Genomic DNA, 15,723 nt, shown 5'->3' on the forward strand with positions numbered 1-15,723 from the left:
TCATAGAGGACAACTCGCATTAGCTCTTACTCAATTGCCTGATTGGAAATATGAAATTAAGCACATCTAAAAAATAAACTTACAGATTTTTTACATATGGAGGTGCTTCTCTTCACAAATGCCTCCTAGCACCCCCACCCTTCTTAACACTTTCAAGTAATGCGTGATTCACGCCACACGTGAATTGCATCTCAATGTAAGGAGAAAAGATATGGCGCCTCGTAAAGCTATCATAACGCAAGCAGACATTGCACGAGCTTTAAGAGAAGCAAAAAAGCAAAAATGCGAACTCATAGAAATCAAACCTACCGGTGAACTGCTTATCTACCTTAAAGCAGATATTCCAATACCAAACTCAACAGCACATCCTGATAAAATATGGAATTTATCTCGTGATGATTATGAATTTGATATCGTCTTATAGGTGATCACCATGCCAAAACCACGCCCCCCTCATCTCGTTAAACAAATTACTCAACATGGCAAAATTGTATGGTATGTACGTATTGGTCACGGCAAACGCATTAGAATACGCGGTACCTATGGAACGCAAGAGTTTGTTGATAACTACAAAAGCGCACTTGCCGAGTTACAAGGGCTTATACTTCCTAAATCAAAAACTGGTAAGCTAGTCGAAGGTTCATTCGCATGGCTCCTTAAACAGTATTTTAACAGCTCCAATTGGCATAGCCTTTCTAAAGTCACCCAAAAACAAAAAGAACTCATTCTTATGAAGGTATGTGATACCATAGGAAACATTCCATACCAAGCAATTGAAAAGAAACATATCATAGCCGGTGTTGAACGGCGTAAAGAAACACCAGCAATGGCTAGAAATTTTCTGAAAGCCCTTAATGGACTTTTTAATTGGGCGATTGATCAAGGTCTTTTGGAAAATAATCCAGCTTTAGGAATAAAAAGACCCCCCCTCAAAAACAAAGAGGGATTTCCTGTTTGGACAGAAGAAGATGTCGAAAAATATTATCAAATATGGCATCATGGTACCCATGAACGTGTCTGGATTGATGTTCTTTTATATACGGGCTTGCGTCGTGGTGATGCGGTACGCATTGGCTGGAAAGATGTCAAAGACAATATTATTCATCTCAAAACAGAGAAAAGTAAATTCCAAACAGATGTTTTTCTTCCCATTTTACCGGAATTAGCTAAAACGCTTGAAACTGGTCCTATTGGAGAAGAAACATTTATCTGTAGTAAAGTGAATCAAAAATTCACCAAAGAAAGCTTTGGGAATGGATTTAGAGACGCTTGTAATGCGGCTGGAATTAAAAAATCGGCGCATGGATTAAGAAAATTAGCCGCAACACGTGCAGCTAATTCTGGAGCAACAGTATCACAATTGAAAGCAATTTTTGGCTGGACAGAAGATCAGATGGCATCCCTTTATACAAAGAGTGCAGATCGTAAAAGACTAGCTCTTGAAGCTATAAAAAAGCTCCAAAAAAGTTAGGGGCAGAGACAAAAAAACGTAATAGAATCAAAATTCATTAATTCCCTTATATTCTATACAATTCTTTGATTTTATTTACTCTATACCCGCCCCTTGGGCGTACCATGTTTCTTTTTTCTATGTGTAATATATTCATTTTATTTGTGTTTTTAAAAATGAGGGATGCATAAATAAAAATGAGGGAATAAGATTTTAAAAGGAATCTCTTCGTAAAAAGGATACAAGAATCATTAGGTGATTAATTTCTTTGTTGCATTTCGAGGATAGTGCTTTACTGCGCATAGTTAATAACAATAAGAATCGATAAAACATAAGAATTAGAAGATTCTAGCTCGCGATACGGTAATTTTATAAGTCATATTCTTGCGTATGCTGTTAATTTTTAAATTAAAACCAGCCGCATCATTTATACGTTTTTTTCAACCTTCAAAATTGAAGTTTATCTCAAACGCATTTTATATGAAGCATTTCTAATTACAGTGCCTTTGTTATCACATTAAACTTTTTATAAACAAACAGACCGTAAGCTTAGAATTGAAATAGCAATATAAAAATAGTTTCTTATTCACCTAACACAACAAATCAAGAAACTATAATTCAGAATACGATCAACTTATTAAATGGAATCTCTGATAATAAAAACGCATAATCCCCGTCCCTCGGTGATCTAACTACCTTATCTATTAAACAGATTCTTCATCAATCATAGAATAATTATAGATTTGCAAACACATCACTTCTTTTCAAAAATTAAACCCTCCAACAAAATTTTACACTCTATTGATAATATATTCTAAAAGCTCATATTTGAATGCTTTTTTCCCTTGTTTTTACTTTTCATTATAAACTTGAAAGTGTTATACAAGTAGTATCGCTTAAAAGAAAAAGGATTTCTAATGGTAAAGATCAAAGTAGAAAACCCCGTTGTTGAACTTGATGGGGATGAGATGACCCGCATCATCTGGAAATATATCAAAGATAAATTAATCCATCCCTACCTCGACATTGATCTAAAATATTATGATCTTTCCGTCGTAAATCGTGATGCAACCAATGATCAGGTAACTATCGATTCTGCCAATGCTATCAAAAAATATGGGGTTGGTATAAAATGCGCAACCATCACACCTGATGAGGCACGCGTTAAAGAATTTAACCTAAAAAAAATGTGGAAATCACCTAATGGCACAATCCGCAATATTTTAGGAGGAGTCATTTTTCGCGAACCCATTATCTGTAAAAATGTCCCTCGCCTTGTTCCTAACTGGACAAAGCCAATTATTATCGGACGTCACGCTTTTGGTGATCAATACAAGGCAACAGATTTTAAATTTCCAGGAAAAGGGAAATTAAGTATTAAATTTGTCGGTGATGATAATCAAGTTATTGAACATGATGTTTTTGATGCTCCAAGCGCAGGGGTTGCCATGGCTATGTATAACCTTGATGAGTCAATTCGTGATTTTGCCCGCGCATCCTTTAATTATGGACTACAACGGAATGTTCCAGTTTATCTTTCAACAAAAAATACCATTCTAAAAACTTACGATGGTCGTTTTAAAGATATCTTTCAAGAAATATTCGATACGGAATTTAAAACTGAATTTGAAAACCGTAAATTATATTACGAACACCGTCTTATTGATGATATGGTTGCTTCTGCATTAAAGTGGTCAGGTGGATACGTATGGGCATGTAAAAACTATGATGGTGATGTCCAATCTGATATTGTTGCCCAAGGCTTTGGTTCTCTGGGTCTCATGACTTCTGTTCTCATGACACCTGACGGCAAAATTGTTGAAGCAGAGGCAGCACACGGCACTGTAACACGCCATTATCGTCAGCATCAAAAGAATGAAGAAACATCAACGAACTCTATTGCATCTATTTTTGCATGGACGCGTGGACTAGCGCACCGTGCTAAACTAGATAACAATGAGAAGTTAAAAAACTTTTCCACGACATTGGAAGAAGTTTGTATTAAAACCGTCGAAGAAGGTTTTATGACCAAAGATCTCGCACTTTTGATTGGGCCTAAACAAAAGTGGCTTTCTACAACAGGTTTCCTCGATAAAATTGATGAGAATCTCAAAAAAGCAATGGGCAATTAAGTTATTACTTAAATTAAAATTCAAAGCTCTAAACAGAGCTTTGAATTTCTCTTGGCAAATTCAAAGAAGTACCTTATAAGTAAAAAGAGGATAGATTTTTATTAAATAGCAAACAACAGTGAAAAAACAGGGCTGGTCTGCGCTTTTATTGGGTAAAAATGGTCTTTGCTTTTTAACGTTTACAGGTGGAGTTGTGTTACACGCCACCAACGTTTATATTGTTATTACTATTTTACCCTCTCTTATGAATCATATTGGCAGTGAAATATATTATTCTTGGGTGGCTACTGTCTTTATTACAGCTTCACTCGTGGGTACTTCACTTGCAACAAAAATATTAGGGAAATTAGGTCCTCGCAATGCGTATGTTATTTCTGGACTTATCTTCACCCTAGGCACTTTTATGTGCAGCATTTCTTCATCTATGCCATTGTTTTTAATAGGACGCTTTATTCAAGGATTTGGAAGTGGTTCTTTGTTATCCCTATCCTATTCCATGGTACGGATTGTTTTCAGCCCATCTTTATGGTCACATGCATTAAGTATTATCTCTGGAATGTGGGGAATATCAACCTTGTTAGGACCAGCAATCGGGGGGCTTTCTGTATATTATGGGCTATGGCGAGCATCCTTTTTGATCATTGGCGTATTAGCTATATTTTTCTCACTCATCGCCTTTAAATTTTTACCAAAAAAGAATGAAAACGATGTTCCAACACCCCCTCTTCCTCTTCTCCAGCTTTTCACACTCACCTTATTGATTTTTATTATTTCTGTTGGAGGGGCTATGGAGTCTACAATAGCAAAAATTTGCGGATTAGTTATCGGACTTAGTCTTCTTTTTGTTCTAGCAAAAATCGAATCATCTACCCCTCATCCTATGTTGCCCCGCAAATCCTTTTCTTTCTCTTCTGAAATCTTTTCTGTTTACGCATTGATACTCGTTATGACAACAGTCGTATACAGTATAGAACTTTATTTTCCACTTTTTCTTCAAGAGCTTCATGGGCAAGCTCCACTTATTGCTGGTTATATAGCAGCACTTATGAGCCTAGGGTGGACATGTGGAGCCATCTCAAGTGCTGGTCTCTCCACAAAAAAAATTCGCAACATCATTGTATACTCGCCCCTATTAAAACTGTTAGGCATAATGATTCTTTTATGGCTCATCCCAACAGAAGTTTCCGCGCTTGAATATATTTTTATTATTTGCTTAGCACTGTTTTCTATTGGAATCAGTGCGGGCATAGCATGGCCACATTTGCTCACAAGGATCTTACAATGTGCAAATGATGAAGATGCTCTCCGTGCCAGTGAATCCCTTACCTCTGTACAACTATTTTCAGCAGCCTTAAGTGCAACTCTAGCAGGAGTCATCACCAATCTTGCAGGCCTCTTTAATCCTGGAGGAACAATAGGAATGATCTTAGCAGCAAAAACTCTTCTTATAGTGCTCATGGGTCTTTTATTTTGTCTTGCTATTCCATTAGCACTGCGCATTTCTTACTTCATATTGAAAAACCCAACAGGACATTCCAATAACTAAAAATAAATATAAAAATTCCTTCTTCATTAAAAAAATGAAAAATATTAAGCATGCTTCTCCATATACCATGAGATGCAAAAAACCATTAATCCACACAAAGTTAGAACACTTCCTAAAACAGCTGTATATTCATAACTATAGCCCAATTTTAAAACTAATGCTCCAGATTCAGCACCAAGAGCGTTGGCAATATTAAAAGCAGACTGCATTAATGCTCCTGCCAAAATCTGTCCCTGTAGTGCAACATCCATAATTTTTGTTTGTATAGAAGGCATAGCAGCAAAAGAAGTTCCAACAAAAAAGCATCCTATTGCCGCTGTTAACGGAGCATAGGATAAAAAGAAAAAAAGAAAAAAAACAAATACGCTCCAAAGCATAGAGAAAAATATCATCGGTGAAATGCCAATTTTAACAGCTAATTTAGGCCCCAAGAGATTTCCTATCACCATTCCCAATCCAACTAACGGCATAATAAATGGTACCCACTCAAGTGAAACACCAGAAATATGCATTAATGTTGGCTTGATATAAGTGAAAACAGAAAATAATCCTGACGCTCCCACCGACACCATCAACAAAAGAAGCCACACCTGCTTTTGCTTTAATACACCCATTTCTTGCAAAGGATTCGTTTTTGGAAAACTTGAATCACAAGGAAAAAAATTCCAAATAAGCAAGCTACACAATAAAGCAATCATACCCACAAGGACAAAAGCAATCTGCCAACCAATAAGTTGACCAATCCAAGTAGCACTGGGTGCTCCCAAAACGGTTGCAATTGTTAAGCCGAGCATAACATATCCAACAGCTTTAGAACGTTCTTTCATTTCTACCATTGAAGAAGCAACCATAGCCGCAAGTCCAAAATAGATTCCATGGGGAAGTCCACTGAGAAAGCGTAATACTACTAATATGCTAAAATCAGAAAAAAAGGCACTAGCAATATTTGCTAAGGCATAAAAAAGCATTAATCCCATCAAAACAGTTTTGCGTGATACCTGAGCTGTTGCCACAGCTAAAAGAGGTGCTCCAATCACAACTCCTAATGCATAAGCAGAAATATATTGACCAGCGGTAGGAATATCAACATAGGAACTTCGTGCCATCTCTGGCAGTAGCCCCATTGCGACAAACTCTGCAGTACCAATAGCAAAACTCCCCACGGCAAGAGCTAAAATTATTAAACGCCGTATTCTCGAATCAATTCCCAATGCAAGAACCTTTTGTTGATAAAAATCCTTCATACTATCACTTCTGGATAGGAGTTTTAACTGTAAATATCTGTAATACACACAAACAAAAATTCAAAACATTATTATACGCATGCCCAATAGTCCCCAATAAAGTTTTAGAAATATTTTGATATATAAAGCATTTTATAGAGTTTTAAGTAAGATTCTTTAATGGAAAATCTTTGAAAACCTCAAGATCATAGACGTATTCACCTATTTCTATCAGATCTACCAGATAATAAACTTTGTCTCCTCTTTTCAGCCATTGTAATTTTACAGTGAAAACTTTATTTTGCAACGATATACTATATCCTATAAATAATTCTAAAATTTGCCGAAGAATGCATTTCAAACAAGTGAATAATATCTCATCATTATCTTGATACAAAGATAAAACTTCTCCCCCAAAATTATTGTTGCTTTATTTTGCTACCTGAATACAGATCCCCCAAATCGATAAGCTATAATTTCAACTTTAGGCCATTCTTATAAATTATTATAGAGTCTTTTAAAAATTCTCATGATAATAGTGCTTGGTTTCTAGATTTATTAAATACCCTCTTTTAGACATCTTTACCCCTCCCTCATCTAACAGAGGAATCGCATCAGATATCTAACTCACTATCTGTAAATTAAAATATTCACGTAAATATATTATGATTATTTTCAGATAAATTCTATAAACAAAGCAAAAAACAAATATAATAAATTTTGTATAAGTATGTTTATTGATGTTTTATAAACATGACAATTACCGTGATTAATATTTAATTTATTATGACATAATATCTATATTTTTATTATATAAATAATATTACATAAATCTATTTTAAAGAATATTTATATATAAAAACTTAAAAAATAAAATTATAACATTTTAAATGTTGTAATTTTATTTTAGTTTTATTTTAATTTTCTAAAAATTTATCTGTTCGATTGTATATAATCCATTCTTTACCTTTAGTAATAAAAAACACAAAGTAGCTCATAAAAATACAATTTTCATACTTCTTTAAGAGTTCGCTAACGCCTCATTAACATTGTTGCTGTAAACAGTCATCAGAAACAGAAAAACTGTTTTTCTCCGGATCAGGTAGCGCGTACCGGAGTAACAGTTTCTGTTTTTATCTAGTAATTAGAAAAAGAATATGTGCCCTATAAAACCGCACTGTTATATCCTAAGATAGTGGAATTTTATAATTTTGGAAGATGTTTCTAATTTCATTTTTTAGCTAAATTTGTAAGTGCGAGAATAAATTCAATAAAAAAATGAGGCGCTATATTACGATTAATATTTTAGCGTCCTTGTGCCCATAGAGCACGCGTTTCAGCGCAAAAATCGGCATAACAGCCTTCCTCAATGGCATCACGAATTCCCTGCATAAGTTGTTGATAATAAAAAAGATTATTCCACGTCAACAACATCCCCCCAAGAGATTCACCAGATTTAATCAAATGATGCAAATAAGCACAACTATAATCATGTGCTGCTGGACAAAGTGACTGTGGATCAAGAGGAAGTGGATCTTCTGCATAACGCGCATTACGCAAATTAATTCTACCAAAGCGGGTAAAAGCTAAACCATGACGTCCTGCACGCGTCGGCATAACACAATCAAACATATCAACACCACGAGCAACACTTTGTAAAATATCATCAGGTGTCCCTACTCCCATAAGATAGCGTGGTTTATCCTCTGGTAAAATCGGACAAGTAGTATCCAATACTGCTGTCATAACACTCTGCGGCTCACCAACAGCAAGCCCTCCAATAGCGTAACCTTTTAAATCTATTTCTTTTAATGCTTGAGCAGAACGTTCACGCAGTTTCATATTATCACCACCTTGAACAATCCCAAACAATGCTTTATCTGGCTGCTCTCCAAAAGCTGTTTTACAACGCAGCGCCCACCGCAATGAAAGTTCCATAGCTTCTTCCATTTCTTTTTCAGTTGCGGGTAATGCAATACATTGATCCAACTGCATCTGGATATCCGCACCAAGAAGTTCTTGAATTTCGATAGAACGCTCTGGACTCATTTCATAGTAGGCTCCATTAATGTAAGAACGAAAAATCACACCTTGTTCAGTAATTTTACGGATTCCCGCCAATGACATAACCTGAAAGCCACCAGAATCGGTTAAAATAGGTCCGCTCCAGCGTGAAAATTCATGTAATCCTCCTAAACGCGCAACACGTTCAGCTCCTGGACGTAACATTAAATGATAAGTATTCCCCAAAATGATATCTGCACCAAGATCACGAATTTGATCCATATACATAGCCTTAACGGTTCCTGCCGTCCCAACAGGCATAAATGCGGGTGTACGAACACATCCTCGCCCCGTTATAATTTCGCCTCGACGTGCATACCCATCTTGAGCAATTTTTCTATAATGAAATGTCTTTATCATAACTCTCGTCTTTTTGATTCCATCAATGCATATCTCTATAGAAAGAAAAAAGATATCCCCTTACGAGCATTGTCAAAAGCTTTATGAATTAATTTTTGATTCGCTTAATATTGTAACCAGCATCAAAAATTAAACGAGATAAAAGAACATTTCTTGTTAAGAAATCACCATAATAAAAGTGATAATCTAACTCTAGAAAAATAGTAAAATCCTTATAATATCATACCTCAAAATACCTACGCTTATCCTTAACAGAACTGCAAAATTATTATCACAAGAATTTCATCTTCACATACTTCCATAAGCAGTAACTTTGTACCCATAGAAGAAAATTTTGAACGCATTGTACAGCTTACATATTCTTTAACTTTTACAGATAAAAATTTTTCATCTACTGGGCACAGCGATCCTCACGCTTAATAAAAGCGCAAATGAGCATAATCACTTATCCACTCACAATTGAGATAGCTCTTGGCACTTAAGATAATTCACAAAAGAAATTAACGTGTAAATAAAAATACTTTAAAAAACTAAAAATGCTTTTTGTAAAGATTCTCAAATACCAAAAGCTCTATCGTACCATTAGAGACTGAAAAAGCCGTATGATGGTACCCGCTTGCTCCTTCATAAGCTTTAAAGAAGGTGGTGCATAATAGATTTTATACTATTTATAGCTTTAAAACTATACATGCCATGAATGTCATCGTGGAAGTGAACGTTGATATGTACTAAGAAATGCTTCTTAAAAAACACGTAAATACGCAACACAAGTGTATTCCGTTTGGAGCATTCCTCTATTAAAAAACGAGAAAAATAAAAGCGTAAGTCCATACATAATCTTCATTATTTAAAAGATATTGCATTAGATACTTTTAAAAAAGTAAAGTTGAATTAAGAAGGAGATGGCAAGACTAGCCATTTGTTTCACTTCTGCGCCTTTATTATATTCTTCTAAGATTAAACTGTCTTCTTATTTTAAAGATTACGCCAATATATATAAATGCTGGTTTTCCACCTTGCTAGGAAAACTGGATGAGCTAGTAAAGCTCTTATCCATCTTAATATGTGTTTCAAACATGCTTCTGCATTAGGATGGGATGTTGATTTACGAGCAGAAACAAAAGCACACGCTCTCTTAGGAAAGTAACATCATAAAACCATTAAGACCGACAATGGATTGAAGAGAAATGCCGAATTTTTTATAAAACACTTTGCCAAACAACAACCATAATACAACAGACTTTGCGTTTTCTTATTCTGACAGGTGTTTGTACAAATCCGTTACGTTATATTCTTCAGGAAGATCCGATTGAAGAAAATATATGGACAATGCTTAGCTCGAAATTATAAAAGGTAAGCGTGATACTACAAAAGAGTTTCGTGTGCCTTTATTGATCAGACAAGAGTATTTTTTCTTAGAAACTTACAATTGAAATCAGTATAGTTTATACTATTCTACATCCGCAGCAATAATGGCTTTGGTAATTGAATCTGGATCTGCAACAGGTTCACCACGTTTAATTTTATCAACATTTTCCATACCTTCAACAACCTGCCCCCATATGGAATATTGACGATCAAGCCACGGAGCATCTGCAAAACAAATAAAAAACTGAGAGTTAGCAGAATTTGGATTCTGACTCCGTGCCATAGAAACTGTACCACGCTTATGAGAAAGATTTGAAAACTCTGCTGTTAAATTTGGTTTTTCTGCCCCCCCCATACCAGCACGTGATAAATTGAATTTTTCACTATCCTTCTTTCCAAATTGCACATCCCCTGTTTGCGCCATAAAACCATCAATAACGCGATGGAAAATAACATTATCATAAGCACCTTCCCGTACCAGTTCTTTAATACGTGTAACATGACAAGGTGCCAAATCAGCAAAAAGCTCAATAACAACTCTGCCCTTTGTTGTTTCAAGAATTAAAGTATTCTCTGGATTTTTATTCTCAGCCATATGGAAAGCTCCCTTGATTCATTTCTCAACTTGTAAAGTAGCAGCATTAATAACATCAGGATTTTTTACAGATCCATTATTACTTGTCGTACCTTTTTTTATTTTATCAACAACATCCATCCCCTTTATAACCTCTCCAATAACCGTATACTGACCGTTTAAAAAATCAGCATCATCAAAACAAATGAAGAATTGAGAATTCGCGGAATCCGGATCTTGTGATCGTGCCATCCCAACTGTGCCACGCTTAAACGGCTGTTTTGAAAACTCCGCCGGTATATTGGGATAATTTGAACTACCCATACCAACGCGTTTCAGATCAAAATCTCTACTGCCTTTTTTTCCAAATTCTACATCACCAGTTTGCGCCATGAAATTAGGAATAACGCGATGAAACACAACATTATTATAGGCCCCCTCCTCTGTTAATCTTTTGATTTGCGCAACATGCTTTGGCGCCAAATCAGGACGCAGACGAATAATGACATCACCATCTTTGAGAGATAAAACAAGAAGGCTTGCATCGCTTGCTGGTCTAGGATTACCAGCGACAGCGGACAATGAAAAAAAACAAAACACACATATCAAAACAGCAAAAATTCTACGAGACACACTTATTCTCCCCTAAAAGATTGGTATTTCGAGCTTAAAGCTTGTGCAACATTGGGCGGTACAAATGGTGTCACATCACCTCCCATAGAGGCAATTTGGCGTACCAATGTAGAAGTTATCGCGCGCCCAGAAACACTTGCCGGCAAAAAAACAGTTTGCAATTCAGGAGCCATAACACCATTCATTCCTGCCATTTGCATTTCATAATCAAGATCAGTACCATCACGCAATCCACGAATGAGAAATGAAGCACCAACTTCACGCGCCTTCTCAATGAGAAGGTTGCTAAATGAAAGAACCTGCAATCGATTAGAATCTGCACCAAATAAGTCTTTCCCGACCTGCGTAATGAAATCAACACGCTCTTCGAAGCTAAAGAGTGTTTTTTTGTCAGCCTGTATCCCTATAGCGACGACCACCTTATCAGCTAACACAAAACACCCTTTCAAAACATCAAGATGACCATTTGTAAGAGGATCAAAAGAACCCGCGTAAAGAGCAATTTTCATGACTTTACTCCTTCCTCTTAAAAATTATTTTTCTTCGCTCATATCAACTGTATCAGAATGCTTCTCACCTTCATCATCTAATGAACTCGTATCATCTTCAGGTTCAGAAATACGTTCAACCGATACGACTCTTTCACCTTTGGCTGTATTAAAAATTGTGACTCCCTTAGTTGAGCGCCCAGCAGTACGAATTCCCTCAACAGGGACACGAATAAGCTGCCCCCCATCTGATACCAACATAATTTGATCTTGCGCCTTCACCGGAAAAGCCGCTACTAATTTACCAATTTCAGCTGTTTTAGATGGATCTGTTGCGCGAATCCCCTTTCCGCCACGTCCCGAAATCCGGAACTCATAGGAAGAAGAACGTTTACCATAACCAAACTCACTCACTGTCAAAAGCATTTGTTCACGTGCATGAAGTTCTGCATAACGTTCATCTGTTAACTCTGTTTCAGCACCCCCATCTTCTTCATCAAAAGTTATAACATCTTCAACATCAGCATCTGCACCAGAAGCACGCCGTTCATTCATTACACGTTTAATATAAGCAGAACGCTCAATGGACGTCGCCTCGACATGCTCTAAAATTGTCATCGAAATGACTTTATCGCCTTTAGCTAAATTGATACCACGAACTCCCACAGAATTACGCCCAGCAAAGACCCGAACATCAACAACTGGAAAACGGATACATTGTCCTTTGGCTGTTGTTAGAACAACATCATCATGTTCTGTACAGGTTTCAACAGAAAGAATTTCATCTTCTTCATCAAGTTTCATCGCAATTTTACCATTACGATTAACCTGAACGAAATCTGATAATTTATTACGACGCACAGTTCCACGTGTTGTCGCAAACATAATATCTAATGCACTCCAGCTCGCTTCATCTTCAGGCAAAGGCATAATCGTTGTAATACGCTCACCTTGTTGTAAAGGAAGCATATTGATCAAAGCCCGCCCACGCGATTGGGGTGTCCCCAGCGGCAGCCGCCAAACTTTTTCCTTATAAACAATCCCACGTGATGAAAAGAAAAGAACCGGAGTATGCGTATTGGCAACAAACAACCGCGTTACAAAATCCTCATCCTTCGTGGACATACCAGAACGCCCCTTACCACCACGTCGCTGTGCACGATAGGTATTAAGAGGCACACGCTTAATATAGCCACTATGGCTTACCGTTACCACCATATCCTCTGGTGCGATCAGATCTTCACTCTCCATCTCAGCGCTACCAAAACCAAATACGGTACGTCGCGGCGTTGCAAATTCCTCACGAAGAGCACTCAACTCATCCTTAACAATAGACATAATGCGTACGCGTGATGCCAAGATCTCAAGATAGTCAGCGATATCCACGCCAATTTTATTCAATTCATCAGCGATTTCATCACGCCCAAGGGCTGTCAATCGTTGCAAACGCAATTCTAAAATAGCACGCGCCTGTTCTTCAGAGAGGTTATAAGTACCATCCTCATGAATAATATGACGAGGATCATCAATAAGTTTAATCAAAGGCGCGACATCCATCGCTGGCCAGCGTCGCTCCATTAACTGTGCACGTGCTGTCTGCGGATCAGGAGCTTTGCGAATAAGCGCTATAATTTCATCAATATTGGCAACAGCAAGGGCAAGGCCAACCAAAACATGTGCTCGCTCACGCGCTTTACGCAAAAGATATTTTGTTCGCCGACTGACAACTTCTTCCCGAAAAGAAACAAATGCACGAAGCATATCAAGCAACGTCATCTGTTCGGGTTTTCCCCCATTCAAAGCAACCATATTACAACCAAAGGAAGTTTGTAGCGGCGTATACCGATATAATTGGTTTAAAACAATTTCCGCAACAACATCTTTCTTCAGCTCAATAACAACCCGATATCCATCACGATCAGATTCGTCACGCAAATCAGAGATTCCCTCAATGCGTTTATCGCGCACCAATTCAGCCATTTTCTCAATCATTGTTGCCTTATTAACTTGATAAGGGATCTCACTCACAATAATTGCTTGTCGACCACTGCGAATTTCTTCGATCTCAACTTTAGCACGCATAATGATTGAGCCACGCCCTGTTTCATAAGCTGCACGAACACCAGAGTGGCCAAGGATAATACCCCCTGTAGGAAAATCCGGACCAGGAATAATTTCAATTATTTTATCGAGTGTGATATCGGGATTATCAATCAAAGCGATACAACCATCAACGACTTCACCAAGATTATGGGGAGGAATATTGGTTGCCATTCCCACAGCAATCCCCCCTGACCCATTAACCAAAAGATTGGGAAAACGCGCTGGCAAGACAACCGGTTCACGCTCACGCCCATCGTAATTATCCTGAAAATCAACAGTATCTTTATCAATATCAGCTAAAAGTTCTTCTGAAACTTTTTCTAAACGACACTCAGTATAGCGCATAGCCGCGGGTGGATCACCATCAACGGAACCAAAATTTCCCTGACCATCAATTAATGGATTTCTTAAAGAAAAGTCCTGCGCCATACGCACTAATGCATCGTAAATTGAAGCATCACCATGGGGATGAAATTTCCCCATAACCTCACCAACAACACCAGCAGATTTACGATACGACTTATTGAAAGAAAGCCCCATCTCATTCATAGCATGAAGGATACGTCGATGAACAGGCTTAAGACCATCACGGACATCAGGGAGTGCACGTGAAACAATCACGCTCATCGCATAATCGAGATAGGAGCGTTGCATTTCATCAATAATACTGATTGGTTCAATACCGGTTAGCACATCACGTTCTGGGTGTGGAGTAAGATCGGTCACAATTTCAAAACTTTCAAAAAAGAATCATTTCACTTTATTTATAGCGAAAAATACACAAAAATGCTAATTTCTCTCCCATGACAAAAAAGAAATTTAACAATATTTTTCAAGATGTTATTAATTTATATTTTAAATTACCAATAATAATTAACAATTTTCACTTCGCTAAACTTCAAAAATCTGAAACAAGCAAACCATAAAATGATCATAATACTGCAATTTAAAGACTCTTAAAAAGGGACGTCATCATCTAATTTGTGTGAAAAACTTTCTCCCAATTGATTATTATTTTGACCAAAAGCATTTCTCTGATTTGAGTGACTATCGGCAAAGCCACCACTATAACTCCCCCCTTGACTTGCTCCTTGCTCCCCGCTCGCAGCTCCCCGCCCATCAAGCATTTGTAATTCGCCACGGTACTTTTGCAAAACAATCTCTGTTGTATAACGATCATTTCCATTTTGATCTTGCCATTTTCGTGTCTGTAACTGCCCCTCAATATAAATTTTGCTGCCTTTTTTTAAATATTGCTCTGCAACTTTGACAAGGTTTTCATTAAAAATAACAATACTATGCCACTCAGTGCGTTCTTTTCGCTCATTTGTATTCCGATCGCGCCAACTTTCTGAAGTAGCAATACGCAGATTTGCCACTTGATCACCAGAATTCAAACGGCGGATTTCAGGATCCGCACCAAGATTACCAATCAAAATAACTTTATTAAGGCTACCAGCCATCGCATAAACTCCAAAATTTTAATTTGTAAAATACTCTGTTCTATAACAGTTATAACCCTCTTGACCTTCAATTTACATGTCGCAATTGACCATCAATATGGGTATTGCTATCCTTTACCAATATTGTATTCAGTGTAATTATAACAAAAGATGATAAAAACGCATAGTTTATTCCACCACGAGAGAATAAAAAGCTGCTCATTTGTATTTTTTTCACAAAACTTATACCTTCCTTTTGCATTAAAGCAGTTAAACACATTATAATTCTAAAAAAACAGTTTTATTCCATTTTAGGTGCTCAATTTTTGCCACATATGCC

At 37.0% G+C, this 15,723-nt stretch carries 11 protein-coding genes; 4 read left to right on the plus strand and 7 right to left on the minus strand.

Going from position 1 to position 15,723, the window contains the following annotated elements; genetic code table 11:
• Nucleotides 1-211: 211 nt before the first annotated feature.
• The 4 genes from ACFIMC_RS02575 to ACFIMC_RS02590 all read left to right on the plus strand — a co-directional run bounded on the left by ACFIMC_RS02575 (nucleotide 212) and on the right by ACFIMC_RS02590 (nucleotide 5,128).
• The gene (locus ACFIMC_RS02575; RefSeq protein WP_375634357.1) at nucleotides 212-424 is read left to right on the plus strand and encodes a hypothetical protein; all 213 of its coding nucleotides are present in this window, start codon (nucleotides 212-214) and stop codon (nucleotides 422-424) included.
• A gap of 9 nt (nucleotides 425-433) precedes the next feature.
• Nucleotides 434-1,471, plus strand: coding sequence for a tyrosine-type recombinase/integrase (locus ACFIMC_RS02580; RefSeq protein WP_375685639.1), 1,038 nt, complete (start codon nucleotides 434-436; stop codon nucleotides 1,469-1,471).
• Between the two features lie 896 nt (nucleotides 1,472-2,367).
• A complete protein-coding gene (locus tag ACFIMC_RS02585) occupies nucleotides 2,368-3,582 on the plus strand; it encodes an NADP-dependent isocitrate dehydrogenase (protein ID WP_375613103.1) in 1,215 nt (404 codons plus the stop codon).
• A 118-nt stretch (nucleotides 3,583-3,700) separates the two neighbouring features.
• The gene (locus ACFIMC_RS02590) at nucleotides 3,701-5,128 is read left to right on the plus strand and encodes an MFS transporter (protein ID WP_375629058.1); all 1,428 of its coding nucleotides are present in this window, start codon (nucleotides 3,701-3,703) and stop codon (nucleotides 5,126-5,128) included.
• Between the two features lie 44 nt (nucleotides 5,129-5,172).
• On the opposite strand, the gene ACFIMC_RS02595 is transcribed toward ACFIMC_RS02590, so the two are convergent.
• The 7 genes from ACFIMC_RS02595 to ssb form a co-directional block, all read right to left on the minus strand.
• Complete coding sequence (locus tag ACFIMC_RS02595) at nucleotides 5,173-6,372, minus strand: MFS transporter (protein ID WP_375629055.1); 1,200 nt, start codon at nucleotides 6,370-6,372, stop codon at nucleotides 5,173-5,175.
• Between the two features lie 1,284 nt (nucleotides 6,373-7,656).
• The gene (gene tgt, locus ACFIMC_RS02600; RefSeq protein ID WP_375629052.1) at nucleotides 7,657-8,775 is read right to left on the minus strand and encodes a tRNA guanosine(34) transglycosylase Tgt; all 1,119 of its coding nucleotides are present in this window, start codon (nucleotides 8,773-8,775) and stop codon (nucleotides 7,657-7,659) included.
• 1,450 nt (nucleotides 8,776-10,225) lie between these two features.
• On the minus strand, nucleotides 10,226-10,738 hold the full coding sequence (locus ACFIMC_RS02605) for a peptidylprolyl isomerase (protein WP_375613107.1): 513 nt from the start codon (nucleotides 10,736-10,738) through the stop codon (nucleotides 10,226-10,228).
• A gap of 18 nt (nucleotides 10,739-10,756) precedes the next feature.
• Nucleotides 10,757-11,350: a peptidylprolyl isomerase gene (locus ACFIMC_RS02610; protein ID WP_375671862.1), complete on the minus strand. Its 594-nt coding sequence runs from the start codon at nucleotides 11,348-11,350 to the stop codon at nucleotides 10,757-10,759.
• A 2-nt stretch (nucleotides 11,351-11,352) separates the two neighbouring features.
• Complete coding sequence (gene coaD, locus ACFIMC_RS02615; RefSeq protein WP_375611518.1) at nucleotides 11,353-11,859, minus strand: pantetheine-phosphate adenylyltransferase; 507 nt, start codon at nucleotides 11,857-11,859, stop codon at nucleotides 11,353-11,355.
• 24 nt (nucleotides 11,860-11,883) lie between these two features.
• Nucleotides 11,884-14,667 (minus strand): DNA gyrase subunit A, encoded by a 2,784-nt coding sequence (gene gyrA, locus ACFIMC_RS02620; protein WP_375671861.1) that lies wholly within the window; start codon nucleotides 14,665-14,667, stop codon nucleotides 11,884-11,886.
• A 230-nt stretch (nucleotides 14,668-14,897) separates the two neighbouring features.
• A complete protein-coding gene (ssb, locus tag ACFIMC_RS02625) occupies nucleotides 14,898-15,404 on the minus strand; it encodes a single-stranded DNA-binding protein (RefSeq protein WP_375611516.1) in 507 nt (168 codons plus the stop codon).
• Between the last annotated feature and the right edge of the window lie 319 nt (nucleotides 15,405-15,723).

The sequence above is a fragment of the Bartonella sp. AP21QHHD genome (genome assembly GCF_042196205.1).
GTDB lineage: Bacteria > Pseudomonadota > Alphaproteobacteria > Rhizobiales > Rhizobiaceae > Bartonella.

Bases quoted from the DNA above. Each gene is read 5' to 3' on its own strand.
- ACFIMC_RS02575 (WP_375634357.1), top strand. From the start codon at position 212: ATGGCGCCTCGTAAAGCTATCATAACGCAAGCAGACATTGCACGAGCT.
- ACFIMC_RS02580 (WP_375685639.1), top strand. From the start codon at position 434: ATGCCAAAACCACGCCCCCCTCATCTCGTTAAACAAATTACTCAACAT.
- ACFIMC_RS02585 (WP_375613103.1), top strand. From the start codon at position 2,368: ATGGTAAAGATCAAAGTAGAAAACCCCGTTGTTGAACTTGATGGGGAT.
- ACFIMC_RS02595 (WP_375629055.1), bottom strand. From the start codon at position 6,372: ATGAAGGATTTTTATCAACAAAAGGTTCTTGCATTGGGAATTGATTCG.
- tgt (WP_375629052.1), bottom strand. From the start codon at position 8,775: ATGATAAAGACATTTCATTATAGAAAAATTGCTCAAGATGGGTATGCA.
- ACFIMC_RS02605 (WP_375613107.1), bottom strand. From the start codon at position 10,738: ATGGCTGAGAATAAAAATCCAGAGAATACTTTAATTCTTGAAACAACA.
- coaD (WP_375611518.1), bottom strand. From the start codon at position 11,859: ATGAAAATTGCTCTTTACGCGGGTTCTTTTGATCCTCTTACAAATGGT.
- ssb (WP_375611516.1), bottom strand. From the start codon at position 15,404: ATGGCTGGTAGCCTTAATAAAGTTATTTTGATTGGTAATCTTGGTGCG.